General features: G+C 55.7%; 25 protein-coding genes and 1 pseudogene. 6 read left to right on the top strand and 20 right to left on the bottom strand.

The annotated features are described in order from the left end of the window. Position 1: 1 nt before the first annotated feature. From alaS to OZX74_RS04035, 11 genes are all read right to left on the bottom strand, one after another. Positions 2-2,683, bottom strand: coding sequence for an alanine--tRNA ligase (alaS, locus tag OZX74_RS04085; RefSeq protein WP_277157254.1), 2,682 nt, complete (start codon positions 2,681-2,683; stop codon positions 2-4). Positions 2,684-2,892: 209 nt separating this feature from the next. Beyond that, positions 2,893-3,129, bottom strand: coding sequence for a hypothetical protein (locus tag OZX74_RS04080; protein ID WP_277157253.1), 237 nt, complete (start codon positions 3,127-3,129; stop codon positions 2,893-2,895). 2 nt (positions 3,130-3,131) lie between these two features. Further along, positions 3,132-3,563 carry a DUF948 domain-containing protein gene (locus OZX74_RS04075; protein ID WP_277157252.1) on the bottom strand — a complete coding sequence of 144 codons (432 nt, stop codon included), beginning with the start codon at positions 3,561-3,563 and terminating at the stop codon, positions 3,132-3,134. 86 nt (positions 3,564-3,649) lie between these two features. Next, on the bottom strand, positions 3,650-4,324 hold the full coding sequence (locus tag OZX74_RS04070) for a histidine phosphatase family protein (protein WP_277157409.1): 675 nt from the start codon (positions 4,322-4,324) through the stop codon (positions 3,650-3,652). 170 nt (positions 4,325-4,494) lie between these two features. Beyond that, positions 4,495-5,394, bottom strand: coding sequence for a hypothetical protein (locus OZX74_RS04065; protein ID WP_277157251.1), 900 nt, complete (start codon positions 5,392-5,394; stop codon positions 4,495-4,497). Positions 5,395-5,399: 5 nt separating this feature from the next. Beyond that, positions 5,400-6,194 (bottom strand): hypothetical protein, encoded by a 795-nt coding sequence (locus OZX74_RS04060; protein WP_277157250.1) that lies wholly within the window; start codon positions 6,192-6,194, stop codon positions 5,400-5,402. Between the two features lie 5 nt (positions 6,195-6,199). Beyond that, positions 6,200-7,483: a hypothetical protein gene (locus tag OZX74_RS04055; protein ID WP_277157249.1), complete on the bottom strand. Its 1,284-nt coding sequence runs from the start codon at positions 7,481-7,483 to the stop codon at positions 6,200-6,202. Then, positions 7,483-7,656 carry a hypothetical protein gene (locus tag OZX74_RS04050; RefSeq protein ID WP_277157248.1) on the bottom strand — a complete coding sequence of 58 codons (174 nt, stop codon included), beginning with the start codon at positions 7,654-7,656 and terminating at the stop codon, positions 7,483-7,485. Before OZX74_RS04050 ends, OZX74_RS04055 begins: the two co-directional genes overlap by 1 nt. Before the next feature lie 120 nt (positions 7,657-7,776). Then, a complete protein-coding gene (locus OZX74_RS04045) occupies positions 7,777-8,217 on the bottom strand; it encodes a DUF4176 domain-containing protein (protein ID WP_277157247.1) in 441 nt (146 codons plus the stop codon). 92 nt (positions 8,218-8,309) lie between these two features. Next, complete coding sequence (locus tag OZX74_RS04040) at positions 8,310-8,795, bottom strand: hypothetical protein (protein WP_277157246.1); 486 nt, start codon at positions 8,793-8,795, stop codon at positions 8,310-8,312. A gap of 1 nt (position 8,796) precedes the next feature. Beyond that, positions 8,797-9,762 (bottom strand): hypothetical protein, encoded by a 966-nt coding sequence (locus OZX74_RS04035; protein ID WP_277157245.1) that lies wholly within the window; start codon positions 9,760-9,762, stop codon positions 8,797-8,799. 562 nt (positions 9,763-10,324) lie between these two features. Here OZX74_RS04035 and trpX point away from each other — a divergent pair. The 4 genes from trpX (at position 10,325) to OZX74_RS04015 (ending at position 13,794) form a co-directional block, all read left to right on the top strand. After that, positions 10,325-11,386: a tryptophan ABC transporter substrate-binding protein gene (trpX, locus tag OZX74_RS04030; protein ID WP_277157244.1), complete on the top strand. Its 1,062-nt coding sequence runs from the start codon at positions 10,325-10,327 to the stop codon at positions 11,384-11,386. Next, positions 11,383-12,306 (top strand): ABC transporter permease, encoded by a 924-nt coding sequence (locus tag OZX74_RS04025; protein ID WP_277157243.1) that lies wholly within the window; start codon positions 11,383-11,385, stop codon positions 12,304-12,306. The genes trpX and OZX74_RS04025 overlap by 4 nt, the downstream gene beginning before the upstream one ends. Further along, complete coding sequence (locus tag OZX74_RS04020; RefSeq protein ID WP_277157242.1) at positions 12,303-13,157, top strand: ATP-binding cassette domain-containing protein; 855 nt, start codon at positions 12,303-12,305, stop codon at positions 13,155-13,157. The genes OZX74_RS04025 and OZX74_RS04020 overlap by 4 nt, the downstream gene beginning before the upstream one ends. A 247-nt stretch (positions 13,158-13,404) precedes the next feature. Then, complete coding sequence (locus OZX74_RS04015) at positions 13,405-13,794, top strand: phage holin family protein (RefSeq protein WP_277157241.1); 390 nt, start codon at positions 13,405-13,407, stop codon at positions 13,792-13,794. A gap of 149 nt (positions 13,795-13,943) precedes the next feature. On the opposite strand, the gene rpsD is transcribed toward OZX74_RS04015, so the two are convergent. The 9 genes and pseudogenes from rpsD to OZX74_RS03970 all read right to left on the bottom strand — a co-directional run bounded on the left by rpsD (position 13,944) and on the right by OZX74_RS03970 (position 23,936). Beyond that, positions 13,944-14,570, bottom strand: coding sequence for a 30S ribosomal protein S4 (gene rpsD, locus OZX74_RS04010; RefSeq protein WP_277144570.1), 627 nt, complete (start codon positions 14,568-14,570; stop codon positions 13,944-13,946). Between the two features lie 270 nt (positions 14,571-14,840). Further along, positions 14,841-16,139: a pyrimidine-nucleoside phosphorylase gene (locus OZX74_RS04005; protein ID WP_277157240.1), complete on the bottom strand. Its 1,299-nt coding sequence runs from the start codon at positions 16,137-16,139 to the stop codon at positions 14,841-14,843. 12 nt (positions 16,140-16,151) lie between these two features. Beyond that, positions 16,152-17,104, bottom strand: a pseudogene (locus tag OZX74_RS04000) (sugar-binding transcriptional regulator). Next, positions 17,101-17,811, bottom strand: coding sequence for a purine-nucleoside phosphorylase (deoD, locus tag OZX74_RS03995; protein ID WP_277157239.1), 711 nt, complete (start codon positions 17,809-17,811; stop codon positions 17,101-17,103). Before deoD ends, OZX74_RS04000 begins: the two are co-directional and overlap by 4 nt. Positions 17,812-17,972: 161 nt before the next feature. Then, positions 17,973-19,160: a phosphopentomutase gene (locus OZX74_RS03990; protein ID WP_277157238.1), complete on the bottom strand. Its 1,188-nt coding sequence runs from the start codon at positions 19,158-19,160 to the stop codon at positions 17,973-17,975. A 2-nt stretch (positions 19,161-19,162) separates the two neighbouring features. Further along, entirely contained in the window at positions 19,163-19,828 is a 666-nt protein-coding gene (gene deoC / locus OZX74_RS03985) for a deoxyribose-phosphate aldolase (protein WP_277157237.1), read from the bottom strand. Positions 19,829-19,916: 88 nt separating this feature from the next. Continuing rightward, positions 19,917-20,663 carry a nicotinamide riboside transporter PnuC gene (gene pnuC / locus OZX74_RS03980; protein ID WP_277157236.1) on the bottom strand — a complete coding sequence of 249 codons (747 nt, stop codon included), beginning with the start codon at positions 20,661-20,663 and terminating at the stop codon, positions 19,917-19,919. Between the two features lie 283 nt (positions 20,664-20,946). Then, positions 20,947-23,700, bottom strand: coding sequence for a UvrD-helicase domain-containing protein (locus tag OZX74_RS03975; protein ID WP_277157235.1), 2,754 nt, complete (start codon positions 23,698-23,700; stop codon positions 20,947-20,949). A gap of 77 nt (positions 23,701-23,777) precedes the next feature. Next, entirely contained in the window at positions 23,778-23,936 is a 159-nt protein-coding gene (locus OZX74_RS03970) for a hypothetical protein (RefSeq protein WP_277157234.1), read from the bottom strand. Positions 23,937-24,225: 289 nt separating this feature from the next. Between OZX74_RS03970 and OZX74_RS03965 the strand changes: the two genes are divergently transcribed. Further along, complete coding sequence (locus OZX74_RS03965) at positions 24,226-24,804, top strand: xanthine phosphoribosyltransferase (protein WP_277157233.1); 579 nt, start codon at positions 24,226-24,228, stop codon at positions 24,802-24,804. Between the two features lie 454 nt (positions 24,805-25,258). Next, on the top strand, positions 25,259-26,596 hold the full coding sequence (locus OZX74_RS03960; protein WP_277157408.1) for a nucleobase:cation symporter-2 family protein: 1,338 nt from the start codon (positions 25,259-25,261) through the stop codon (positions 26,594-26,596). Positions 26,597-26,705 lie beyond the last annotated feature (109 nt).

Below are 26,705 nucleotides of genomic sequence, written 5' to 3'. Positions count from 1 at the left end.
TTCAGTCCTTGCGCACGGCCTGACGCAGAGCCTTCAACGCCTCGTCGATCTTGGAGGCATCGGCACCGCCGCCTTGGGCGAAGTCCGGCTTACCGCCGCCACCGCCGCCGAGCACCTTGGAGGCTACCCGCACGAGGTCCCCGGCCTTGAAACCGGCCTTGCGCGCCTCGTCGTTGGTGGCCACGGCGACCATCGGCTTGCCCTGTTCGTTGACACCGGAAAGCGCGATGATCGCGGACTTTTTATCACCGATCTTGGTACGGATATCCATCACGGTCTTGCGCAACGCATCGAAGGAACCGAAGTGGCCAACGTTGGAGGCTACCAACTCCACAGAGGCATCAGCATCGGCTTGTGCCTGTGCGATCAGGGCCGGCACCGCGGCCTCGAGCTGGGATTCGTAGAGCGCGTTCAGGCGCTGGTCGGCTTCCTTGACCTTCGCTTCAAGGGAGAGTACACGGTCGCGCAGCTCCTCGGGACGGACCTTGAGCTCGTCGGCAAGACCGGAGACGGTCTTGTGCTGCTTGTCGTTGTATTCGTAGGCCTTCTTGCCCATGAACGCCTCGATACGACGCACACCCGAACCCACCGAGGACTCGGAAGTGATGACGAATTCGCCGATCTTGCCGGTGGCGTCGAGATGGGTGCCTCCGCACAGCTCACGGCTCCACGCGTCCTCGCCGATGGTCACCACACGCACGCGGTCGCCGTATTTCTCGCCGAAGAGGTGCATGGACCCGAGTTTGATGGCTTCCTTGTAGTCCATCTCGACCATGGTGACCGGCAGATCGTCGCAGGCGCGCTCAACGACGCGGGCCTCGACCTTGTCGATCTCCTCGCGGGTCATGGCGGCGGGCCACTGGAAATCAAAATGCAGATAATCGGGAGCCACCAGCGAACCGCGCTGGGTCGCCTGCTCGCCGAGCACCTCACGCAGTGCCTTGTGCAGCATGTGGGTGGCCGTGTGGGAACGGGCCAGGCCGCGACGGCGTTCCTCGTCGATGGTGGCATTGACCTTCTCGCCGACGCTGAGTTTGCCTTCGGTAAGCCTGCAGCTGTGCACAATCAGGTCCTTGATGGGCTTCTGCACATCATCGATCTCGAGCACGGCACCGTCGTCGGAAATCATCTCGCCTTCATCGGCCAGCTGTCCGCCCTGCTCCGCGTAGAACGGGGTGCGGTCAAGCACGATTTCGACATTGGCCGGGCCTTCGATGCTTTGCACGCTGCCCTTGCCCTCCTCGAAGATACCGAGGATGGTCGAACGGCTGGAATGGTCTTTATAGCCCAGGAACTCAATCGGCTTGTCAAGGGTCTTCTTGAAATCGTCGTAGACGCTGACATCCACGTTGTGGCGCTTCTTCAGCGCGTCGGCGCGGGCTCGGGACTTCTGCTCGTCCATCAGCTCACGGAAGCCCTTCTCGTCGACTTTGACGCCCTGTTCCTCGGCCATCTCGCGGGTCAGCTCGATGGGGAAACCGTAGGTGTCGTGCAAAGTGAACGCGTCGTGTCCCGAGATTTCGGCGTCTTCGGTCTTCTTGGCCTTCTTGACGGCCGTGTCCAGGATAGTCGTTCCGTTTTCGAGCGTGCGGCGGAAGGTGTCCTCCTCGCCGTATGCGGCTTCGGAAACGTCGTGGAACGTGTCGTTCAGTTCCGGATAGCTGGGCACCATAGCGTCCTTGGAGACCGGGAAGAGCGTGGGCAACACCGGCTCGTTGACACCGAGCATCTTCATGGAACGTACGGTGCGGCGCAGCAAACGACGCAGCACATAACCACGGCCGACGTTGCTGGGACGCACGCCGTCACTCATGATCATCAACGCGCTGCGCACGTGATCGGCCACGACGCGGAAGCGCACGTCGGATTCCTGGTCTTCGCCATACTTGTGACCGGAAATCTTCTCAGCGGCCTCGATGACCGGATAGATCTCATCGGTTTCGTAGATGTTCTGCTTGCCCTGCAGCAGGTAGGCCACGCGTTCGAGGCCGGCACCTGTATCGATGTTCTTGTGCTCGAGCTCGCCGACGATGTGCAGGTCGGTCTTGGACTTGACGTTGTCTACGGCGTAGTTTTCGAAGACCAGATCCCAGATCTCGATGTAGCGGTTGTCATCGGCGCTGGGACCGCCCTCCTTGCCGTATTCCGGACCGCGGTCGACGTAGATCTCGGAGCAGGGGCCGCCGGGGCCGGGGCCGCCGGTGGTCCAGAAGTTGTCTTCCATGCCAAGGATCTCCATGTGCTCGGGATCCATGCCTTCATTGGCCCAGAGGCTGCGTGCCTCATCATCGTCGGTATAGGTGGTGACCCACAGGGTCTCCGGGTCGAAACCGAGGCCGCCCTTGTCCTGCGGGGTGGTCAGCAGATCCCATGCATAATGAATCGCTTCGGCTTTGAAATAGTCGCCGAAGGAGAAGTTGCCGAGCATCTGGAAGAACGTGCCGTGACGGGTGGTCTTGCCGACCTCGTCGATATCAAGGGTACGCACACATTTCTGGTTGCTGGTCACGCGCCTCGACGGCGGGGTCTGTTCGCCCAAAAGGTAGGGAATGAACGGTACCATGCCGGCAATGGTGAACAAGGTCGTCGGATTCGGCGAAATCAATGACGCCGAGGGAAGGACCAGATGGCCTTGACTCTCGAAATAATGTTGGAACCGGCTGGCGATTTCAGAGGTGCGCATACTTGCTGCTGCTCCTTGCTTCCTTCGCAACGAAACTGTTGCGATTCTAATAATCACATTTACATGAACAACCTGATTGTCGGCAACCGATCGCTCGGCTCCCGACATCTCGAAGCGTGTTCTAAAAAATATTGGACTGTATCTATTGTATTGCCGCGGCTTGCACTCGTGTGGAGATCCACAGGCCATGAACGACGTCGAACGGAAAATCAGCCGAGCTTGTCGGCGTATTGCGCGTTCAACTCCTGCTCGCGTGCCAGACGCGTGGCATTGAACTCATCGAACAGGCCGCGCAAGGAACGCTGCATCACGTGGTCCTGATCGGGACCGAGCACGAACTGCCGCGCCTTGTCGGGGGTATTGGCCCGCACGTAGGCTTCGGCTTTGGCGACGGCGACCACACCGATGACCACGCCGAGGGATACCCAGAACATTCGTTTGACCATCGTTACTTACTCCTTGCCGCCGTTTGTTTGGCCGACGCGTCCGTGGCCTTGGCAGCGGCACCGTCCGAAGGGGCCCCGCCTTTCTGATGCACGAAACTCTGGGCGGTCGACTTCAAGGCATAGAACGACGAGGCCAGTTTGATGACCGGCTTGCCCAGGAACGAGCCATAGAGATCGGCCAAAGCCCCGATATTGCCTGCGGTCGTGGAAGCGGCCGAGGAGATCTTGTTCACGTCTTCAAGCGATTTGTTGACCTGACGTACGGTGGTGACACCCTCGTCAAGCGCCGGGATGGCATGGTCGCCGGAATCCTTGACGGTCTGGGCAAGCTGGTCAAACAGTTTGCCCAACCTGATGAGCGGATAGATCAGGAAACCGGCCAGCACAGCGAATGCTATGGCGGCGATAAGCCCTGCGATGTCCCCAATACTCATGTAAGCCTCTTTCCGATACAATCCCTAGACATTTTCAGCCATAATAAAACTCAAGATTACCCAACGCCAACGACGCTGAAAGAGAATCACTGATTATAAGCCACGACCGTCACTGCGGATTCAATAGGCTTGGCTGTGTCGAAATCGAGCGAGGTGACACTGCCGTTGGCCGGCCGCTCGGACAAATCGTAACCTGGACCTGCGAAACGGTGCATCAGACTCAGCAGCGTATTGCCATGCGAAATCTGGAGCACGTCGTCGCCATCCTTGAGATCGGGGTTGGTCGCTATCAGCGCGAAACCGCCTTCCACGCGCTTCCAATATTCCTCGTCGCTTTCGGCGTCATGGAACGGGTCGGCTTCCTTCAGGAAATCCCTAGTACCTTTCAGGCCGTATTGCTCCACAATCTGGTTGTAGGTCTTGGCACCGTGCGGCGCTCCGGCTGCCCACCACGCCATGTTCATGTCCTGACCTTCGAAATACCCGTAGAACTGCTCGCGGAAATGCATGTCGGCGACAAGATCGGGACGCCCATGGCCGTTTTGCTCGTTGATGTCAAGAATGCGCGCAGCGGTCTGTTCGGCCCTGGTCGTGTCGGAGCAATAGGCTGCGGCGAAATCGATGTCTTTGAGTTTCGCACCCGCCTTGTCCGCATCGGCGAGGCCGGACTGGGTCAACGGTGAATTCGACCAGCCCTGCAGACGGTTATAACGATTGAAATAGGTCTGTCCGTGGCGGACCAGATGAAGATGCAACAACATACCTTCATTATCGCACATATCGCAACTGCCTCGACTGCGACACTGAATACAGGAAAAACAGATTCTCAAAACCGGCGATATCGTTTGCGTCACTAAGACCTTGCTTATACCTAAAGTTGGGATACCGATTTTCACAGATTATCTTGCGATAAAAAAACATTCGACTTTGCCTACAAATCATCGCCGTGGAACCAACGACGGAAACGGACTCTGCGGCTCATAGGCCTCCGCAAGGCGGGATGCATCGCCAGCACACGCGCCCAGCAATCCGCAACGAACTGAGCCACGCTGCCAACGCACTCCTTAGGTATGATCACGCAATTGTTGACATCGCCAGCTGTCACCGAATAGCCATCCAGACGTATGGTATGGGTCTTCGACCACGCCGACGGACCCAACACAATCGCATGCGGCGTCACCCGAACACACTCCACCTGCTCCCACGGGCAACCATCCTCATAAACCCTATCCGACACCCACCGAACCATATGCACCCCACCTTCGGAAACCGATACACGACACGGCGTACACCATCTAGGGCCCTGCACCAGTGAATCAGGACCAATACCAAACACCACTTTGTAAGCTTGACGTCGACTCCTGGACGCCGCACACCCCGAAAACCAAGACGGCAACGCAGGCAACATCCATGGCATCAATACAAAATGCCGTGCTCGGCGCGACACAACCATCCAAACCATCACCAGCGCCATTAATAGTAAAATGATGAAACCCGCCATATTCTGATAATGGTAACGGCCGTTGATTATCACTATGCATTCTCCGCCACAAAATACACAAATAAAAAGCATACAAAATAGCTGCCAATGGCGTCCATAAGCATTAGCGGCATCCGCAAATTCATTCATTAAAGGCGGTGTCAACGTGAAGTTATAGTCACATGCCGTCCCCTCTTCGACAAATTCTATCGGGTCTTCGTCAAACGCCTGCTGCATCTTGTTTGATACCATCATCGTATCCTGTCCAAACCAGCTATCTGCCCATCCAGCCACTACGCCTAGAATCATTCCACCGCTGACAGCGGCAGGAATATCTCCATGCAAACTCAATGAATCTACAAATCATCGCCGTGCAACCAACGACGAAAACGGGTCCGGCAGCTCAAAGGCTTACGCAAGTCGGGGCGCACAGCCAGAATATGCATCCAGCAATCCGCAACGAACTGATCCACGTTACCGACCGATTTTCTGGGTATGACCACACAATGGCTAACGTCACCTATCTTTATCAAATCACCATCCAGACGTGTGGTATGGGCCTTCGACCACGCCGACGGACCCAACACAATCGCATGCGGCGTCACCCGAACACACTCCACCTGCTCCCACGGGCAACCATCCTCATAAACCCTATCCGACACCCACCGAACCATATGCACCCCACCTTGAGAGACTGACACGCGGCATGGCGTACGCCACTCAGGACCATTAAAAGTGCGATGAGTGATCTGCCGCCACTGCAACTGGCGGATGGCCGACCGATCATGTGCCGATGGAAACCATGCCTGAAATTCGTAAAACAGACTAGACATAGTCAATAAATGTCGAACCGAACGTGACCCCACCAAAGTCAAGGCAATCAATAACAACAGTCCGCAACCGAACAAAATAAATTTGTTTTGTCCAAAATCCAAAAGTCTGCCATTCGCTATTCCCATACAACATATTACTGTAATAAACGTAGTGGCGTATATTCCAAACCACTTCCAATGCTGTCCATAAGCGTTTGCCGCATCCACAAACTCATCCATCAAAGGCGGTGTCAACGTGAAATCATAGTCATACACTGTTTTTTTTTGATATAAAGCAAGTTGAAAATCAGTCAGCATCTTGGAATTATCATCAGACACCACTATCACCAATCCTCACCGAATAACTGCTCTGCAAGTTCCTCAAGTAAAAAGCTACCAACAAGGCCTCCGCTTGCGGCAACCACAGGATTTACGATCAAATCTCCCGGCAAACTACCAACCAAGGCCCCCAAATCCGTCGCAGCAGTCACTGTGGTATCTTTGATGGCACGCTTCCCACCCTTTTGGAAGGCTTGCCAGACACTACCGGATGAAGAATACGTATCACTTGTCACTTGGACTACATCGTAAACGTTATACACCGCAGTTGCTCGACCTATAAACTTTCCGGCAACCCCGGCAACTTTACCCAAAGCCATCCAATTTTTGTTCTGCTCGGTACTTTTCCCGATACTTTTCAGGTCTTCCTCCAATTCTGAAGGATTCTTTTCCTTTGGCTGCTTTGAACCGTTCCCAGCATTCTTGTCGACATGAAGATGCTCACCATCAGTCCCTTTTTTCGAGTGTCTAAACAAATAGTCGAAAGGAATCACATTGGTTTTGAAACTTTCAGAAAGTTTGTCAAGAAAAGCCTGTTTTGGATCATTTAGCAGTTTTCCCATCTCTTGCGGATTGTCCGAATACTTCGCTATATCGCCTAGGAACGAAGGAAGTTTCTCGGTGATTTTGGTACCGTATTCGTCTATCAAATCTTTATCATTTGCAGCCGTCTCTTGTGCATGTTTATCGATAACCTCTTTACTGAATAGACCAGAGAAATGAGCTTCAAAAATGTTAATCGCACCGACGTATGTATTCCAACTATTCAGTAAGGAGTCGCTAAGTTCCTTTTCTCCTCCGGCAAATAAGCGAAGTTTAGAAAGCGCCTCGCAAATTGCATCTACTTCATGACCGCCATTGTCGAGTCCGCGCGCCGCATCAGTTGCTGCTGGAATAGCGTTTTCCAAAGACTCGGCAGTATTATGCACCGTCGAGCAGGGACCCTGCATATTAGCCGATTCTTCACAGGCAATAACGGTTTTTTTACTCACTGTCCCAGAAACCCAAACGAGCACGTTCTGTCGCTTCGTGGTCAGATCACCCGTCAATTCGCTACTCGCGTCATGAAGGTCCTTACGATAGGTGTCGATACCATCGATGAACGCATCCATGCTCGCTCGGAGCATCAGCATTTTCCCGCTCTGCGATTGTGCAGCCATACCGCTGTTTGCCGAACTCAATGCATTGTCCTGCAGTTTCAGACACGAACTGATTGTTTTTGCCGAATCACACATTTCTTTGACCGCTTTGGAAGCCTCACCGATCTGATCTGAGTCCGCTTTGAACATTATTCTCCCCCAGCTACGCACATTCCGGCCATATCCTCATCGACCTGCTCCATCAGGACCTTGCCACGTCCAACACCGTCGGCGAACTCGCCAATCTGGTCCGCGAGCGCATCGATAAGCACCTTAATGGACTGCGACTTTTTCTTGCGCCGTCGCCGGCTTGTCCTTGCCACTCCTCAAGGTCGGTATCCACCCTGTTGAATTCGCGTGCCACATCCCTTAGATTCGACTCAATCGTTTTCACACCACCAATGACGTTATCGGTAGCGCCTTTGTCAAGCCTGATTTCGCTTTTACTCTGCGGTATCATGTTCCACTCCCCATTGTTCTTCGAACAGATCTTGATCGGACTCATCGGTTGTTGATTCATAATCCGCATCATTCACTGCGTCATGTGAAGCCGGTGCCTCTCCTGCCTGCCGTACAGCTTCTTCGGCCGAAAGTTGGCGCTTGCGGAACTCAGCCTCATTCTTCTTAAGGAACTCCAGAAAATCGATGCCCGACAACGACTGATAGCCCAAAAAGTAGACACGATCGATATCAGAGCGATTGAACATCAAGCTTTCGCCTGGTTTCATATTGCCTTCCGGGTACGGGAATCCCATATAGTCCCAAAGCCTTCCGGTGTTTTCGTCACGTTGCATCGCGCCTGCAATCATCACCAGGTGACCATTCTCGTTGAGATGCACCACAGACCCAATCGGCAGCCACCCCTCTCCCTCCAATACAGACATATCATTTCCCTTCTTTTCTTTTTATACGAATTTTCGAAAGCTCTGATTTGATTATGAGGACATTCGCATCATTTGAAACAGAACATCCAAAGTCATTGAGGATAATTCTGCCTCAGCTCGTTATCCACTTGCTGTTGAAGCCGTTGGTTGCTTTTAACTGCAGCATTCTCACGGTCAAGATCAGCCTGAGCTTTCGTAAGTGACCCATTAAGTGAGACCAGATCGCGGTTAAGCCTGGTGATAATGGCATTGCACTTATCGCGAACGATTTTCAGCTGAGCGCCATTATTCTTATTAAGGTTTTTGGCACCAGAGCCCGCATTTTCGTCCGCCAGCCCCGCACTTACAGCTTTACCCATATTTTTCAAATCATCAGTAAGCGTGTTATTAGTCGTTTCCAGCCCGGTCAAGGTCCCATTCTCAAAATTCACGACAGCCTGAATGCGCGATTGGGTATCGCTTATTTCGCCATTGATCGCATTGACTTGGTTCTGAGCCTGCACTGCCGCGTCATAATGCCACTTGGCTCTTGCCTGATAAGTCTCAGATTCATTGCGAAGATTTTTTTCGCTTTCCATGTCACTCCTTAGTCGCAGCCAAAGAACTTTGCCCCCACTGCGCTCGAGGTATGCCGGAAAAACGTTCCAGCAGGCTGCCTTTCTTGGCAAATTCAATACTCACATGGGAAGTGCTTTCGCCTTCCCAGACCGAAGCATCTACGCCCGGCTTGGCGTCGAAATCAATCACGAAAAACGCCCCGGCCCCAGGGAACACCTCTGAGGCACGCCAAGGCTGCGGGCCAATGCGCAAATCACGCAATTGAGATGATTCGGCAAGTCTCGTGCGCCGATAGTCAACACCCTGAATGGTCAAGCGCCGGTATTTTCGAGTTCGTATGTCCCTCGCCAGATTGACGAATGGCTCCTTCGGTAGCCCTTTAGCCTCCGCAAACTTCTTGGCATCATATGAGGATCCATCTAGCGCTCCGTTAAGCAGAGCCTTTTCACGAGAGTCGTCGACGGTTGCTTTCAGGTTTAGAGAGGCTTGTTTGAATCCTTTTAAGACACCGGTCTCGTCAAGAAAATTGTTTTCCCATTGATCAGGCCTGCCCAGCCCGATGAGGTTATAGCCAAGCTGATAAGGAACCGTCGAAAACCTGCATAGCGTCGCAAAGCGAGTACCGAAATACGCCACATACGTCCGGATATCCTCGTGATCATCGTCCGGCGGCATCACACCGTCGCCCACCGCGAAAGCCGTGTCGCGAATCGGTTCGATCAGCTGCTGCAAAGCGGAGCATGGAACACCGTCGGCATCCACCAAGCCCATGGCACTGCAGGAATCCACCAACCGACGGCGCATCCAGGCAAATACATCATCGCCTGCGTAACTTGCGAACGGGACATCCTTGGCCGGTACGACATAGCGCAGATAATCCGGGCCGCCGATCATCGTATACATCTGTTCGGAGGTGAATGCGACCTTGCGCAAAGAGCTGATATCCCAATCGGTATGCTGGCCGAGCGAAAACGAAACGCCTTCCACAAGCATTGACCCTTCTATTAAAAGTAAATAATATTTGATACATTATAACCACTCCGCTATATCCTGCTATACAGCTGTCGAGCAAAGGCCTCTGCGTACAACGACCAAATCGGCTGTCAAAACCAGCGTCTGGCCTTGCTGCTCCAAGCCTGAACATTCATCGAATTCCTAGATTGGTCACACTTTACCATTTGAAAACACTCGGGCAAGAATCTCATTATGTGAACGACGATTTTGCCGTTTTCCATGCCTCCCCTATTTTGGGAAACAGTTTTCAAATGCATGGAAAGGAGCAGTCAACATGATTTCGACATCACGACTCCTCTTGCATTTCGTTTGGCGTGGCTGGCGTAGCTAACAAAAGAAGTTAGATAAACCAGAACTTAATATCGTGCCTTCGCCTGGGTGTCATTTGTTTTTCGCAATTCGTATTATGGTTGCGTATCGGAAATCTGAGTCATTGTTGCGTTGTATTCGGTGATTTCCGCTATTTAGATAGATACAGGGAACAATCTCACTTGGCGTGGGCTTACCAACCAATCGAAAGAGCAACAGGAACGCTATGAGCAACGAAAACCACCAAACCTCGCACGGCAAGGCGCTGACCGCGACCATCATCGTCATCGCCCTCATCCTCGTAGGAGGGTTCACCTACGAACTCGGCCGGCGGCATGCGCTGGGAAATGCAAAGACCGCTTCGACCTCACAGCACGCGCTGAAGCGTGTCGGCATCCTCCAATACGTCAGCCACCCGGCCTTGGACCAGATCCATAAGGGCGTGGTCGACGAACTGAAAAAGGAAGGGTTCGTCGAAGGCAAGAACATCCAGATCTTCGACCAGAACGGACAGGCCGACCAGAGCAAGCTCGCCACGATGAGCGAGCAGCTGGTCAACAAGAAGTCCGACGTGCTGGTCGGCATCGCCACCCCCGCAGCCCAGGCGCTGGCCAACGCCACCACTACCACCCCAATCGTGCTGGGCGCGGTCACCGACCCCGTCGCCGCAGGACTGGTCCACGATATGAAGGCTCCCGGCAAGAACATCACCGGCGTCTCCGACCAGCCGCCGGTCGCCGCCGAAATCAAGCTCGGCAAGCAACTGATTCCCCAGGCCAAGACGGTCGGCATGCTCTATGCCTCCACGGAGGTCAATTCCAAGTCACAGGTCGAAACCGCTTCAAAGGCGGCTGAAGCGCTCGGTTTGAAAGTCGAGAAATTCCCGGTGCCGTCGACCAACGAAATCGCGCAGACCGTGCAGGTGATGAGCGATAAGTGCGACTTCATCTACACCCCGCTCGACAACACCATCGCCAACGCCATGCCCACGGTGACCGAAGAGGCCAACAAGAAGGGCCGGCCTGTCATCAACTCGGTGGACACGATGGTCAAGCAGGGCGGATTGGCGACCATCGGCGTCAACCAGTACCAGCTCGGCATCCAGACCGGCAAGATGGCCGCCCAGATCCTCAAGGGCAAGGGCAAGCCGGCAACCATGCCCGTTTACACCTTCTCCACCGGTGACACGATCATCAACAAGGAGCAGGCGCAGCACTTCGGCATCACCATTCCCGCCGATCTGCAGAAGAACGCCAAGCTCGTCACCACGGAGGTCGGCCAGCAATGATCATCTCATCGATCGGCCAGGGCATGCTATGGAGCATGCTCGGCCTCGGCATCTTCATGACCTACCGTATCCTGGGCTTCCCCGATATGACCACGGAAGGCTCGTTCCCGCTGGGAGGCGCGGTGTGCGTCGCGGCCATCACCGCCGGCGTCAATCCGTTCCTGGCCACTTTGCTTGGTGTGCTCGCCGGGATGTGCGCAGGCCTGGTAACCGGTCTGCTCTACACGAAAGGCAAGATCCCTGTGGTCCTCGCCGGGATTCTGGTGATGAGCGCACTCAATTCCGTCATGCTCTTCGTGATGAAGTCCCCGAACCTTTCGCTGCTGAATCTTCCGAAAATCCAGGACGTCTTCATCCCGCTGAACCTGCCGACGAACTATGACACTGTTTTCATCGGACTGTTGGCCGTGGCCATCGTCATCGGCCTGATGTCGCTGTTCTTCAACACGGAGTTTGGGCAGGCCTACATCGCCACCGGCGACAACGAATCCATGGCCAAGTCGCTCGGCATTCACACCGAACGAATGACCAACGTCGGACTCATGATCTCCAACGGACTCATCGCGCTTTCCGGAGCATTGATTTCCCAGCATGACGGCTACGCTGACGTGAGCAAGGGCGTGGGTACCATCGTCATCGGCCTCTCCTCCATCATCATCGGCGAGGTCCTCTTCGGCGAGCTTTCCTTCTTCCAGCGCATGCTCGCCACCGTGGTCGGCAGCATCATCTACCAGCTGCTGATTCTTCTGGTCATCCGCCTCGGCTTCGACACCACGTACCTGAAGTTCTTCTCGGCGGTCGTGCTCTCGCTGTGCATGCTCATCCCCCAGTTCAAACGCGCGTTGCATCTGACCACGGGATTCGAGAAGTACTTCAGGAAGAATGACGTTGTGGAATCAAGCGGAAAGGCCAACGCATGAAAGACGAGACGACGATACAACCTGATAACAATGCCACTGCCCTGACTGCCAGTGAGACCGAAACCCAGGAAGCCACCGACCCCAAGGATATCCGCCTTGCCATCGAACACTGCACGGTGAAGGTCAACAACGGCATGGACGACACCAAGGAAATCCTGATCGATGCCAAACTCGCCGTCAAACCGGGCGATTTCATCACCGTGCTCGGAGGCAACGGCGCGGGCAAAAGCACGCTGTTCAATGTCATCGCCGGCGGCATCCACCCCACTACCGGACATGTTTTGCTCAACGGCGAGGACATCACCTCAAGCTCGCAGGTGGCGCGTGCGAAGTACATCGCCCGCGTCTTTCAGGATCCGAAAATGGGCACGGCCCCGCGTATGACGGTTGCAGAAAACCTGTTGCTCGCCACCCGTCGCGGCCAGACCCGTCGCTTCAAAATGCGGGAGATGGCGGCAAATCATGACCGCTTTTACAAGCTGTGCAAGGGAATCGGCAACGGACTCGAAGAGCACCTGAACACTCCTGCCGGCAACCTTTCCGGCGGACAGCGTCAGGCGCTGAGCCTTATCATGGCCACCATCACCAAGCCTGACCTGCTGTTGCTCGACGAGCACACCGCAGCCCTCGATCCGAAGACCTCCAAGCAGCTCATGGCCATCACCGCCAGCACCATCGCGGAGCAGCAACTGACCTGCCTAATGATCACGCACCGCCTTGACGACGCGTTGAAATACGGCAACCGCCTCATTGTGCTGCAAAAGGGCCAGATCGTCCGCGACCTGAATGCCGAGGAGAAGAAGAAACTGAGCATGGCCGACTTGCTCGAATTCTTCGAGGACGGGTTCTAAAAACCCAAAGTCGTCGGCTTTCGAAATCGGCTTGTCGAAAACCTATCCAACTTCCAAAATACTTGGATACGGCATTCGACAAGTCGATTTTTCATTGTTATTCCGGCACTTCTTCTCGATTATCCGTTTTTAATGACACTTGATACTACTTTTGAAATCAGCCGGCCGGATTCAACCAATGGCGAATTGCTTGGAAAGGTTTGTGAAACCGACGTTTTGAATTACCGTCGTTTGCCATACTGGTCTTATGACACGATTCTTTACCCGTTGGATCATCCTGACCATCGCCGCTGCCGCGATGGTGCTGCTTATCCCCAGCATGCAGCCCATTGGCACTCCCCCGATTCTGGGCATCGCCGTGTTCGCGCTGTTTCTGGCACTGGTCAATGCCGTCATCCGTCCGATTCTCAACGTGGTCACGCAGGTTTTTGCCCTTCCGCTTTCGATCATGTCGCTGGGTCTGATTTCGATCATCCTGCTGCTGATCGTCAATTGGCTGTGCATGCGTCTGGCCTCATGGCTTGCGGTATCGCTTTTCGGCGTAGGCGTTTACATTTCCGGCTTCTTCGCCTCGATCATCGGCACCATCATCATGTCGATCGTCTCCGCCATCGTCGATTCCGTCATCGGCGAGTAACCGCCAATTAATGGTCTCGCCGACGATAATCTTGCGATGAACAGACTCGAACCTTAGCAATAATTTATCCCGACAACGCCAAGGGCCCTGTGAGCTTGAAACTCACAGGGCCCTTGCGGTATGTCCTTTAAAGGAATGGGATTCAGAAATCAGCGAGCGTAGAACTCGACGACGTACTGAATGTTGACCTCAACCGGAATCTCTTTGGTTTCCGGCTTACGGGTGAGAGTCGCCTTGAGCGAAGCGAGGTTGACGTCCAGGTATCCGGGGACGGCGGGCAGCACATCGCGGTGCACGCCCTCAGCGGCGATCTGGAAGGGAACCATGGTCTGGCTCTTCGGCTTGACCTGGATGGTCTGGCCGGGCTTGACACGGTAGGACGGACGGTCCACCACGTTGCCGTCGACCATGATGTGGCGGTGCACGACATACTGACGTGCCTGGGCGGTCGTGCGGGCGAAGCCTGCGCGAAGCACCAGAGCATCGAGACGGGTCTCGAGATCGACGAGCATTGCATCGCCGGTCTGGCCCTTGGTGTGGGTGCCCTTTTCATAAGCTGCACGAAGCTGCTTCTCGGAGACGCCGTACTGGGCGCGCAGACGCTGCTTCTCGCGCAGACGAACCGCGTAATCGGATTCGGTGCGGCGACGCGTGCGGCCATGCTCACCAGGAGCGTACGGACGCTTCTCGAAGATGCGCTGAGCCTTGGGGGTCAGTGCGATGCCGAGGGCGCGCGAAAGACGCACCTGACGGCGAGAACGCTGAATGTTAGTCATTCTGTTGTTCCTTTGTATTCTGTCGTTATCTGAACGGAACGCGATTCTTTTTCAAGAACGCGCTGAGCCGGGCCTCTCCAGTGCTTCAAGGCGCCAAGCGCCAACGATGTTCTCGTTTTGCCGGGCACACCGCCGACCCACTGATGGGCTAAGACTCCAGATAATGCCCGCCTTATGGCAGACACAAGTTCTTATTTTACTCGCAGACTATGGACGTGTGCCCCGTCGAGCTGGACGGGGCACACGTGAATTCGAATCAGCTAGGCAACACTACTTGATGATCTTGTAAATCATGGGATAAGGCTCGGCCTTGTCACCGATCTTGATGCAGCTATACAGCAGTTCCTTGATGTCGTCCACATCCTCACGGTCACTGCAGATGGTCAGCAAGGATTCGCCTTCACCGACTTTGTCGCCGACCTTCTTGTTGAGCTCGATGCCGACACCGTAATCCAGCTTGTCGTCGGCCTTCTCGCGTCCGCCGCCGAGCTTCATGCTGGCGATGCCGACCTCGTCGGCAAGCATCTGTGAGACATAGCCGCTGGACTTGGCGGGCAGATCGATGCGGTACTTCGCATGCGGCATGATGCTGTAATCGTCGACGACCCGACCGTCGCCGCCTTGCGCAACGACCATGGCCCGGAACCGGTCAAGCGCCGAACCGTCTTCGATGGTCTTGACGAGCATGGCTCGCGCCTCGTCTTCATTGTCGGCTTTCTTGCCGAGCACGACCATGTAGCTGCCCAGGGTGAGCACCAGCTCAAGCAGATCCTTGGGGCCCTTGCCTTTCAGGGTATCGAGGGTCTCCTCGATTTCAAGGGTGTTGCCGACCTTGCGGCCCAGAGGCTGGTTCATGTCGGAGATGACCGCCATGCATTGCATGCCGACACCCTTGCCGATCTCGACCAACGCCTTCGCCAGTTCCTCGGACTTCGACAGCGTCTTCATGAACGCGCCGGCCCCGGTTTTGACGTCGATCACCAAGGCATCGGTGCCGGAGGCGATCTTCTTGCTCATGATGGAGCTGGCGATCAGCGGAATCGAATCGACCGTGTCCGTGACGTCACGCAAGGCATAGATCTTCTTGTCGGCGGGGGCGATGTTGCCCGTCGCGCCGATGATCGCGAGCTTCTCGCGCTTGACCTGATCGATGAAGTCCTTTTCGCTGATTTCGACCTGATAGCCCGGGATGGCTTCAAGCTTGTCGAGCGTGCCGCCGGTATGGCCCAGCCCGCGCCCTGAAATCATCGGGACGGGAATACCCGTGGCCGCCACCATGGCGGCGAGCGGCAGGCTCACCTTGTCGCCGACCCCGCCGGTGGAATGCTTGTCCACCTTGATGCCCGGAATGCCGGAAAGGTCAAGCCGATCGCCCGAGTTCATCATGTCCAGCGTAAGCTGGGAGCGCTCGTGATCGTTCATGTCCTTGAAATAGACCGACATCAGCAGGGCGCTGGTCTGGTAATCGGGAATCTCCCCGCTGACCACACCGTCGACGAAGAATTTGATCTCCTCGTCGCTCAGCTCTCCGCCGTTCCTTTTCTTGTCGATAACATCAACCATTCGCATCGTTGCAACACCTCAATCTTCATAAGTTAATAATTCCTGGGCTATCGCCTGATCGACGATGAATTCGTTGGCGTACCCCGCCTTCATCACCGCGTAAATGACAGGAGCCTTGAGGATTCCGGCAGCCACCACAATCGAGTGCTCCTTGTTTTTCAGGTCCGCCAGCCCGATCCCGACGGTCCGATCGTTCAGATCCTTATTGACGACCTTGCCGTCCTTGTCGATAAAACGCGACACGGCATCGCCTACGGCAGTCTGCTTCAACGCGGCCTTCTGTTTGGCGTTGAAGTATCCAAGCTGAAACAGCAACGCATCGTTACGCACGGTGCCGACGCTGTAAAGGGCGATATTGGCCTTTTGCCGAGCTCGAGGGTCTGCTTGATGAAACGGTCGCGTTCCACGATCTCCTTGGTCACCTTGCTGTCGAAAAACGGCGGCAACGGAAGGAAATGCGGGGTCGCGCCCAAGGCCGAAGCCAGTTCGGTGACGCTTTCATCGGCATACGTGTCCTGATAGCGGATATTGATGCCGCCCTTGAGCTGGACGACCGTGGTGTCCTCCACCGGATGCCTGTTCAGATGAGTGGTGACGCAATGAATGGTCTTGCCCCATCCCAGGCCGATGATGTCACCCGGCTTGATCATCTGCATCAGATGCTGCGCGGTGTAGGCGCCGATGCTGGCCAACGTGGAAACCTCACCGTTGTAGTTGTTGGGAACAACGTGGATATCGCGATGGTATTTCTCAATCAGCCGCTCGTTGAGGTCGCCGGCGTCGATGAAGGGGTTGTCGATCTCGATCTTCAGCACCCCGGTTTCCCTTGCCATTTTCAGCAGCCGGGAAACCGTCGGCCTCGAAACCCCCATGCTATGGGCGATTTCGGTCTGTCCGAGACCGTCTTCGTAATACAGCCTGGCGGCGGTGATGCTCTGTTTCAGCTTCTTCTTGTCGTATCGCTCACTCATGATTGCTGATAAGCCACCTCCAGGCAGATTTCAATCATTTCGTTGAAAGTGGTCGCACGCTCTTCGGCGCTCAGACCCTCATTGGTGCCAATCATATCGCTGACGGTTGAGATGGCCAACGCCTTGACATGATGCTTGGACGCAAGCAGGTAAAGGCCTGCCGCCTCCATTTCCGCACCCATGATGCCGTAATCGGCAAGCTTGTCGATATCGAGCTCGTCATCGTAGAAACGGTCTTCGGAGAGGATATTGCCGACCTTCACCGAGATTCCCCTGGCTTTCGCCACCTGATAGGAATCCTCAAGCAGCCCGAAGTCCGCTGTGGGTGCGAAATAGACGCCCTGGCCGAAGGTGTTGTGGATGATGGAGGAGTCGGTGCTGGCGCTTTGGGCGATGAGGATATCACGGAGTTTGACGTCCTTGCCCAAGCCTCCGCACGAGCCGACGCGGATCAGGTTCTTCACTCCGAAGTCCTTGATGAGCTCGGTGGTGTAGATCGACAGCGAGGGAATGCCCATGCCCGTGGCCTGCACGGAAACGGGCTTGCCCTTATACGTGCCGGTGTAGCCGAACGCGTTGCGCACGGTGTTGTAACGCTTGGGATCGGTCAGGAAGTTCTCCGCGATGTACTTGGCGCGCAGCGGATCTCCTGGCATCAATACGGTTTCCGCGATATCGCCGCGTTGTGCATCAATATGAGTGCTCATTACAAATCTCCTTTAATTTGCATCGGCCACTGCTCGAAAGTGGCCAAAAATATTAATTTGGTATCAATTCCGACGTACCGCAGTCCGTTGGAAACGTCGAGACGGTACGCGGAATTATATACCGATATGTTTATTTATATATAGATACCGCTTGGCTGGGATCAGTTGAGTTCCGAAAGGAAGCTGGTGCCCGGCATGTCGGTTTCCACACCGAAATTGTCGAGGACGGTGGCGCCGTAATCGGAGAAGGTCGTACGGGTGCCAAGGCTTTGCGGATGCTTCATGCTCGGCGAATAGGCCAGCAGAGGCACATATTCCCTGGTATGGTCCGTTCCCTTGAAGCAGGGGTCGTTGCCATGGTCGGCCGTGATCATCAGCAGGTCGTCATCGCGCATATTGTCGATGACCGTGCCCAGGCGACGGTCCAGGTCCATCAGAGCCTTGCCGTCGCCTTCCGGGTTGCGCCGGTGGCCGTACATGGCATCGAAATCGACCAGGTTGGTGAAGCAGAAACCAGTGAAGTCCTGCGTCATGACGTGGTCGAGATGGTCCATGCCGTCCATGTTGCTCTGGTTGTGGTAGCCCTCGTCGATGCCCTGGCCGGAGAAGATGTCATTGACCTTGCCGATGCCGATGGTCTTGAAGCCGGCTTCCTGCAGCTTGTCCAGATCGGTGGGGCCCAACGGCTTCAAGGTGAAGTCGTGACGGTTCGCGGTGCGGGTGAAATGGCCCTTGCCGCTGCCGACATACGGGCGTGCGATGATGCGGCCGACGATGTATTTCGGTCCGTTGACCAGGCTGCGGGCGTATTCGGAGATCCGGTAGAGCTCTTTGACAGGGATGATGTCCTCATGCGCCGCGATCTGCAGCACGGAATCACCGGACGTGTAGATGATCAGGTCGCCCGTCTTCATCTGGTGCTCCCCCAGCTCCTCGAGAATCTGGGTGCCGGATTCGGGACGGTTGCCTACGATCTTTCGCCCGGAGAATTTGGAAATCGGGTCGAGGATATCGTCCGGGAAGCCGTTCGGGAAGAAGCTCAGCTGCTGGGTGACGGGGAGACCCATCATTTCCCAGTGGCCGGACATGCTGTCCTTGCTCACCGAGACCTCTTCCATCTTGCCGAAGCAGCCGATGGGATGCTCGGCCGCAGGCACGCCCTCGATGGGCGTATCCCTCAGGTTCGAGATGCCGAGCTTTGCGAAATTCGGCAGATGAAGCTTGCCATCGAAGAACTTGCCGATGGTGCCCAAGGTGTCGGAACCTTCGTCGCCGAACTTTGCGGCATCAGGCGCTGCACCCGTGCCGATGGAATCCATCACCAAGCCAAAAATACGATTGTATTTCATAATCAGTTCTCCGCTCCCTCAAGAATCTTGATGGTCGCGCTGACGCCCAAACGGCTGGCACCCGCATCGATCATCTGCATGGCCTCTTCATAGCTGTGAATGCCGCCGGACGCCTTGACGCCCAAGCGATCGCCAACGGTCTGACGCATCAGCGCGACATCCTCGGCCTTGGCACCGGCAGAGCTGAAACCGGTCGAGGTCTTGACGAAATCGGCCCCGGCCTTTTCGCTGAGCTGGCAGGCACGCACTTTCTGGTCATGGTCGAGGAACGAGGTCTCGATGATGACCTTCAGCAGCTTGCCGGAGGCATGTACGGCATCGGCAACGGCCTTGATGTCGGCTTCGACGTTGTCATCGGCACCGGCGATCAGTTCGCCGACGTTGATGACCATGTCGATTTCCTCGGCACCGTCCTTGATGGCCTGCTGGGCTTCGAACACCTTGGAAGCAGTGCTCGTGGCTCCCAGCGGGAAGCCGACCACGCAGCAGGTGTTGATGTCGGTGCCGGCCAGCTGCTCGGTGACCAGTGGGGCCCAATACGCGTTGACACACACGGAAGCGGTGTTGTATTGTTTGGCTTCATCGCAGATCTTGATGATATCGGCCTTGGTAGCGTTGGCCTTCAGATAGGTATGATCGATATATTTTGCCAATGTTGCTTTGTTCATATTACTTTTACCTCTTGTTCTGTGGGTTCGGGTCGCCGTATTTGCCGCCTTGGGACCGATACGGCGACCGGTGGATGACAATAAACTATCAGGCTTTCGCTACTTCGCTATTGGCGTTGCCTGCCTTGTGCCAGATGCTGAAGAACTGACCGTAGACCGCGGTGGCGGTGTACATGAGCGTGCTGACGAGCATCGGCAGCGCGGACGGGCTGTAGCCGTCCTTGAGGGCATAGAACCAAAGGACGACGTTGACGACGTCTTCAGCGAGCCACAGGGTGTAGGTGTTGGAGACGTGCATCACGCACAGCACCGAAGCCGTGGCGCCGAAGGAAAGCACCAACGAGTCGACCGCCGGCTGCGAGTCCTTGAGGATGCGAGCGACCTGGAAGAGGATGATCCATTCGACGAGGATAGCCGCAATAGTGACCATCCAGCCCTTGAGATGCAGCTTGCGCACCTTGGCGCCGAAGTCCTCACCCCAGGTCCTCCACTTCATCATCAGCGGGATATCGATGGCGCAGGCGAAGATGAGCTGATCGATGACGCTCCACCAATGATGGGCAAACAGGTTGACGGTGACGAAGCCGAAGACACTGATCAAGCCGAGAAGCCCGTTGATAGGCGCCCCCACCATCATATAAACGGTGCAACCCAGGCCAACCACGGTGGCCAGATAGGTGATGATAGCCTGCCATGTAATCGGGTTGGTGACCAGCAACGCCGTCTGGAAACCGATGCCGAAGAACCAGATCATGGCAGCAACCAGATTGATCTTCTTGAATTCCGAACCAAGCCATTGTATGTAATTGCCTTGGAATCTCTCTTGCGTAGGCATATACAAATCCTTTCGCCATTAAAAAGTTTTGCGACCGCAATTCGGCCTCCTTGACCGAACTAATGTCAGAATATCACTTTTTTACAAATGTAAAGTTTTTAAATTGCACTTTTGTTCTGAACATAGTTCAGAAAAATTAGGCCCGTGCCGAGCAACACGTGAATGAAATGAGGGCCTGCACTGCGGAAAACAGTGCAGGCCCTCATTTGAGGACGGACTTCAATCCTTTTGAAATTGCGGGTTCGAACGTTTAAGACGTTTCCCCGAAAGCATGGAAATCAATTCATAGCTTCTCGATGGGTGCGACGCGGAGCATCAGGCGCTTGATGCCGTCCGAGCCGAAGTCGACCGTGATGATCGAATTACGGCCTTTGTCCTGCGTGTCAACGACGGTCCCCAAACCGTACTGGTCGTGGGTGATCTTGTCGCCGATGCTGAAATCGGAGATGTCCAGCTTGTTGTCTTTTTTGAGGCTTGACGCCGGCACCGAACGAGACGCGGACTTCGGCGCGGTACGGCGAGTGGTCACTTTGCCGCCGCGGGTATGAGAGCCGGAGCCATACGACGATGAGCCGTATGAGGAACCCCCGGAGGAATGCGAACCGTATCCTGAACGCGATGACGAACTGCGATAGCCAGAACCTTTGCCATAGAGGGAATGGGTTCCTGAACGCGAACCACTGGAGGAACCGTAACTCGAACGGGAACCATACGATGAGCCGGAACCATAAGAAGAACCCGAATGCGAACCGTATCCGGAACGGCCAGCGCCATAACCGGAACGTCCCGAGCCACGAGAGCCGCTATAAGATGAGGAAGATCCGGAACCACCGAACGTGGAACCGGAAGAGAAACCGTCGTCATCCTCCCAGCCGCCGAACTCGTCGTCGAAATCACCGTCGCCGGATCCACTGCCCCAGCCTGAACGCATGCGCTCCACACCGGCCTCGCGACGCTTCCATTCGATGAGCTCGTCGGGAATCTCGTCAAGGAACTGGCTCGGCATCATGTCGTTGGCCTGCCCCCACTGCGAGCGCACGGCCGCGCGGGTGACGTAGAGCCGCTGCTTGGCACGGGTGATGCCGACGTAGGCCAGGCGACGCTCCTCCGAGAGTTCCTGTTCGTCCTCGAGCGAGCGTGAATGCGGGAATGTGCCCTGCTCCATGCCCGTGAGGAACACCACGGGATATTCGAGGCCCTTGGCCGTGTGCAGGGTCATCAGCGTGACCTTGCCGCTGTCCTCCCCTTCGCCGGGCAGCTGGTCGGAATCAGCGACCAACGCCGTGGTCTCGAGGAATCCGGAAAGCGTGGCGTCCGGGGTCTTCTGTTCGAATTCTGCGGCGACGGACTGCAACTGCGAAAGGTTCTCGACGCGTGACTCGTCCTGCGGGTCGGTGGAGCGCTGCAGTTCTTCGAGCAGCTTGGACTGGTTGAGCACCTGCGCCACGATCTCGGAAGGCTTGGAATCATGGTCAGCAGCGAATTGCATCAACCCTCGCATCAAATCACGGAATTCGCCGAGCTTGGTCCGTGTTCGTGTGGGCAGGTCGGGGATCTGGTCCATCTGGTCGATGCCGTTCCAGAACGGTACGTTGTGTGCCTCGGCGTAGGCGGCCACCATGGATTCGGCTCGGGCGCCAAGCCCGCGTTTGGGCGTGTTCATGATGCGACGCATATTGACGCTGTCGGCGGGGTTGGTGATGGCCTGCAGATAGGCGATGGCGTCCTTGACCTCACGGCGTTCGTAGAATTTCGTGCCACCGACGAGCTGGTAGGGAATGCCGGCGTTGATCAGCGCCTCCTCAAGTGCGCGGGACTGCGCGTTGGCGCGGTACATGATGGCCATGTCGGCATAGCGGTAGCCGTTCTCGCTTTTGAGGTTGGCGATCTCGTTGGCGATCCAGCCGCCTTCCTGCTGAGCGTTGTCGGCCGCGTAGCCGACGATCGGCTCGCCCTTGCCGAGCGAGGTCCACAGTTTCTTGGGCTTGCGCCCGGTATTCTTGGAAATGACTGCGTTGGCGGCATCGAGGATGGTCTGCGTGGAACGATAGTTCTGCTCCAGCATGATGGTCAGCGCCCCCGGGAAGTCCTTCTCGAAATCCTGGATATTGCTGATGTCGGCGCCGCGGAACGCGTAGATGGACTGGTCGGAATCGCCGACAACGGTGACCCAGGCCGGGCCTTCGCGGCCTGCCGTCGGCTGGCTGGAAGGCTCCGAGCCCATCGCCGGGCGATTGGTGGCGTCAATGCCGGAAAGCTCGCGCACCAGCTGGTACTGCGCGTGGTTGGTGTCCTGGTATTCGTCGACCAGAATGTAGCGGAACTTGTGATGATAATAGTCCGCGACATCCGGGTGGTCGTGCAGCAGCTCGACCGTGCGTACGATCAGATCGTCGAAATCGACGGCGTTCGCTGCGGCAAGGCGATGCTGATACTCGGCGTAGACCACGGCATACAGTGCTTCGGTATTGTCGTAACGCCCCAGCTGATAGCCCTGCTGGCCGGGTGTGTAATCCGGCGCATAGGTCTTGAGCATTTCCTTCCAGCCAACCAACTTGTTCTTGTAATCGGAGATCTGACCGAGGATGGCGCGAGGCGTATAGCGTTTCAGATCGACGTTGAGACTGGTGGCGATAAGCTTGATCAGCCGTTGGCTGTCGGTCGTGTCATAGATGGAAAAGCCGGAATTGAGACCGATGGTTTTGCCGTCTCGTCGCAGAATGCGTACGCAGGCGGAATGGAACGTCGAAATCCACATACGCTCCGCCACCGGACCGATCAACGATTCCAATCGTTCGCGCATTTCAGCGGCGGCCTTATTGGTGAAGGTGATGGCCAGAATCTGGCTGGGCCAGGCCCCGAACTGCGAAAGAATCCATGCCACGCGACGGGTGAGCACACGGGTCTTGCCCGACCCGGCACCTGCACCGATCAGCAAGGCCGGCCCTCGATACTGCACCGCCTTGGCCTGCTGCTCGTTCAGGTCGCCGACGAGTTCCTCTGCGCTTCGTGCAATCAAATCCGGATCCTGTGCCACACCCGTTCCCTTCGAAAATGCCGTTTTGCGAGCGCCCCGAACCCGGCTCGCCCGCCTGCCATAGGACTTCATTTCTATCACACTCGCTGGTCTTGAAAGATACGGATGATTAATGAGCGATAAGGAATAAATATAAGCGACAATGCCCCAACTTTAATCTTGCCTGCCAGTTTTACCCCACCAAAATTTCGCGTTTCTGCCAGTTTAACCATAGGAAAGCAATCATTACCGATCATTTTCTATTCGATAGCGATTGGAAGCAAAACCGAACCCATGCATCAACTAAAACCGATCAGGCCCGTCTTGCTTTTCCTTGGATAGGCCGTCGACAATATTTCTCAAATCAATACTTATTATCAATTTATCAATAATAATACAATTACGAACAACCAAAAAGAACAAACACAACAGTTGGTTCGCACTCGATTGGACACTCGTCACCTCCAGTGATTATGCTCGTAGACCATACATGTATGCATGGCGTCGGGCATCGCCAAAATCTACCGACGGAAACGAGAGGATGACATGAAGGAACTTGAAGACAGAATCCGCCGGGACGGAACCGTAAAACCGGGCGAAGTGCTCAAGGTCGACGCCTTCCTGAACCACCAGTGCGACGTGACGCTGTTCAACCACATGGGAGACGAGTGGGCACGTATCTTTGCCGGCAAGAAAATCGACAAGATTCTGACCATCGAGGCAAGCGGCATCGGCATCGCCTGCATCGCAGCCCAGCACTTTGGCAACGTTCCTGTCGTTTTCGCCAAAAAGACCCAATCCATCAATCTGGACGGCGACCAATACACCGCAAAAGTCTATTCCTATACCAAGCAAAAAGAATTCCCGGTCATCGTCTCAAAGCGTTTCCTGAACCGCGGCGAACACGTGCTGCTGATTGACGACTTCCTCGCCAACGGCAAGGCCATGCACGGACTTATCGACATCTGCAACGAAGCCGGGGTCGTTATCGAAGGAATCGGCATCGCCATCGAGAAAGGCTTCCAGCGCGGCGGCAAGGAGCTGCGCGAGGCCGGTTACGAGGTCGCATCGCTCGCTATCGTCAAGTCGATGGACGGCGAAAATGGAACCATCGAATTCGCATAGATTTTCTTAAATTCGTTTGCGATTTCATAATTTTGTAGCATAAATCAAAAATCTCACAAAACGGTTTGTCCGAAACATACTTTTCGGCGGCCGTTTTTTGTTTTTGTTATCGGAACAGCTAAATTCCTGTCAAGAAACACCATAAAAGACACTGCCCACTACCGGGCGTAGACTTTTGGGCTATCAGCACTATCTCAATTTCATCAAGAAAAGAGACCCTTTGAGCACTGATCAGCACGGCACCCGAAACGGGGCCGAATCAACGAATATCTCCCAAACAAATAACGAAGGCCCGGCTGCTGGCAATGCAGCAACGACTCCATTAACCGCACAGACCTCATCCGGCGGAAAATCGGCTTCGGGACTTGCATCCCACCTGCCATGGCGAAAACACAACGACGAGGAGTCTGGAGCAGACGAGCCCGAGCAGCCGAAACCCAGCACCGAAGAGGCACTGACCAGCCTCGACGGGCAGATCTCCTTCTGGCGCGGTGTCCCCTTCGGTCTGCAACATGTCATGGCGATGTTCGTCGCCAACCTCGCACCGATTTTCCTGGTGACCGCCGCTGCTCACCTGACGCCGTCACAATCGGCGATGATCATCCAGAACGGCCTTCTGGTGGCGGGCCTCGGCACCTGCCTGCAGCTCTACCCGCTCTGGCGCGTCGGCAGCCGACTGCCCATGGTCACCGGCATCTCCTTCACCTACGTCGCCGCCGCAAGCGCCATCGTCGGCAAGCAGGGTTACGGGGCACTTGTAGGAGCCATCATCGTCGGCGGACTGCTTGAGCTGGCACTGGGGCTGACTGCGACCTTCTGGAAGAAGTATGTGCCGCCGATCGTCTCCGCCATCGTCGTAACCTCAATCGGCTTCTCCCTGCTTTCCACGGGCGCTTCCTCGTTCGGCGGCGGCTCCGGAGCCAAGGACTTCGGCAGCTGGCAGAACCTTACGCTGGGCCTGATCTCGCTGGTCGCCTGCCTTGCTTTCCAGCTGTTGATGAAAGGGACAGCCAAGCAGCTTTCCATCCTCTTCGGCCTGGTCGTGGGCTATATCGTCGCCATACCGATGGGCAAGGTCGATTTCTCCGGCTTCCAGAATCTGCAGGTCGTCAGCCTCCCGCGGTTCATGCCGTTCGCTCCGACCTTCGACGCCGGTTCCATCATCTCCTTCGCACTGCTTTACGTCGTTTCCTCCGTTGAGGTCTTGGGCGACACCGCAGCGCTCTCACAGGTCGGTTTGAACCGTCTGCCGACCGACAAGGAGACTTCTGGAGCCATCGCCGGCGACGGCCTGATCTCCGCCGTTTCCGGCTTGTTCGGCTGCCTGCCGCTGACCTCATTCGCCCAGAACATCGGGCTGGTCGCGGTCACCAAGGTGGTCAACCGCAAGGTCATCCTTTCTGGCGGACTCATCCTCATCCTCGCCAGCTTTGTGCCAGGCGTGGCGCAGCTGTTCAACTCCATGCCACAGGCGGTGCTCGGTGGCTGCACCATCATGATGTTCGGCAACATCATTCTCTCCGGCTTCCAGATGATCGCCGAGGCGGGATTCAGCCAGCGCAACACCACCATCGCGGCGCTCTCCCTGACCATCGGCATCGGATTCACACAGGTCGGCGGCATCTTCGCCCAGTTCCCGCAGCTGTTCCAGTCCATCTTCGCCACCAACTGCATCGCCGTTTCGTTCGTGGTCGCCGTCATCTTGAACGCCGTGCTCCCCAGCGAATCGCATTTCCTGGTCAACACACACAACGGTTCCGGCGAACACAATACCGCAGAAACCAAAGACTGAAGCTAAAACAGGCGCCTTCGCCCGCAGCATCGCACTTTAGTGCTGGTAAGCGTACTTTAATCACTGATTACAGTACGCTTACCAGCACTATCACATTCCGATGCTGGGA

It is taken from the genome of Bifidobacterium sp. ESL0798, assembly GCF_029395415.1.
In the GTDB taxonomy this organism is placed as follows: domain Bacteria; phylum Actinomycetota; class Actinomycetes; order Actinomycetales; family Bifidobacteriaceae; genus Bifidobacterium.
Note: the sequence above shows the minus strand (reverse complement) of the source record. Positions and strands in the feature narration are given on the sequence as shown.

What these genes read in the sequence shown, in the direction of transcription:
- pnuC (WP_277157236.1), bottom strand. Translation starts at nt 20,663, where the DNA reads ATGCCTACGCAAGAGAGATTCCAAGGCAATTACATACAATGGCTTGGT.
- OZX74_RS03990 (WP_277157238.1), bottom strand. Translation starts at nt 19,160, where the DNA reads ATGAAATACAATCGTATTTTTGGCTTGGTGATGGATTCCATCGGCACG.
- OZX74_RS04070 (WP_277157409.1), bottom strand. Translation starts at nt 4,324, where the DNA reads ATGTTGTTGCATCTTCATCTGGTCCGCCACGGACAGACCTATTTCAAT.
- trpX (WP_277157244.1), top strand. Translation starts at nt 10,325, where the DNA reads ATGAGCAACGAAAACCACCAAACCTCGCACGGCAAGGCGCTGACCGCG.
- OZX74_RS04025 (WP_277157243.1), top strand. Translation starts at nt 11,383, where the DNA reads ATGATCATCTCATCGATCGGCCAGGGCATGCTATGGAGCATGCTCGGC.
- deoD (WP_277157239.1), bottom strand. Translation starts at nt 17,811, where the DNA reads ATGAGCACTCATATTGATGCACAACGCGGCGATATCGCGGAAACCGTA.
- OZX74_RS04015 (WP_277157241.1), top strand. Translation starts at nt 13,405, where the DNA reads ATGACACGATTCTTTACCCGTTGGATCATCCTGACCATCGCCGCTGCC.
- OZX74_RS04040 (WP_277157246.1), bottom strand. Translation starts at nt 8,795, where the DNA reads ATGGAAAGCGAAAAAAATCTTCGCAATGAATCTGAGACTTATCAGGCA.
- OZX74_RS04075 (WP_277157252.1), bottom strand. Translation starts at nt 3,563, where the DNA reads ATGAGTATTGGGGACATCGCAGGGCTTATCGCCGCCATAGCATTCGCT.
- OZX74_RS04055 (WP_277157249.1), bottom strand. Translation starts at nt 7,483, where the DNA reads ATGTTCAAAGCGGACTCAGATCAGATCGGTGAGGCTTCCAAAGCGGTC.
- deoC (WP_277157237.1), bottom strand. Translation starts at nt 19,828, where the DNA reads ATGAACAAAGCAACATTGGCAAAATATATCGATCATACCTATCTGAAG.
- rpsD (WP_277144570.1), bottom strand. Translation starts at nt 14,570, where the DNA reads ATGACTAACATTCAGCGTTCTCGCCGTCAGGTGCGTCTTTCGCGCGCC.
- OZX74_RS04080 (WP_277157253.1), bottom strand. Translation starts at nt 3,129, where the DNA reads ATGGTCAAACGAATGTTCTGGGTATCCCTCGGCGTGGTCATCGGTGTG.
- OZX74_RS04005 (WP_277157240.1), bottom strand. Translation starts at nt 16,139, where the DNA reads ATGCGAATGGTTGATGTTATCGACAAGAAAAGGAACGGCGGAGAGCTG.
- OZX74_RS03970 (WP_277157234.1), bottom strand. Translation starts at nt 23,936, where the DNA reads ATGATCGGTAATGATTGCTTTCCTATGGTTAAACTGGCAGAAACGCGA.
- OZX74_RS04020 (WP_277157242.1), top strand. Translation starts at nt 12,303, where the DNA reads ATGAAAGACGAGACGACGATACAACCTGATAACAATGCCACTGCCCTG.
- OZX74_RS04045 (WP_277157247.1), bottom strand. Translation starts at nt 8,217, where the DNA reads ATGTCTGTATTGGAGGGAGAGGGGTGGCTGCCGATTGGGTCTGTGGTG.
- alaS (WP_277157254.1), bottom strand. Translation starts at nt 2,683, where the DNA reads ATGCGCACCTCTGAAATCGCCAGCCGGTTCCAACATTATTTCGAGAGT.
- OZX74_RS03965 (WP_277157233.1), top strand. Translation starts at nt 24,226, where the DNA reads ATGAAGGAACTTGAAGACAGAATCCGCCGGGACGGAACCGTAAAACCG.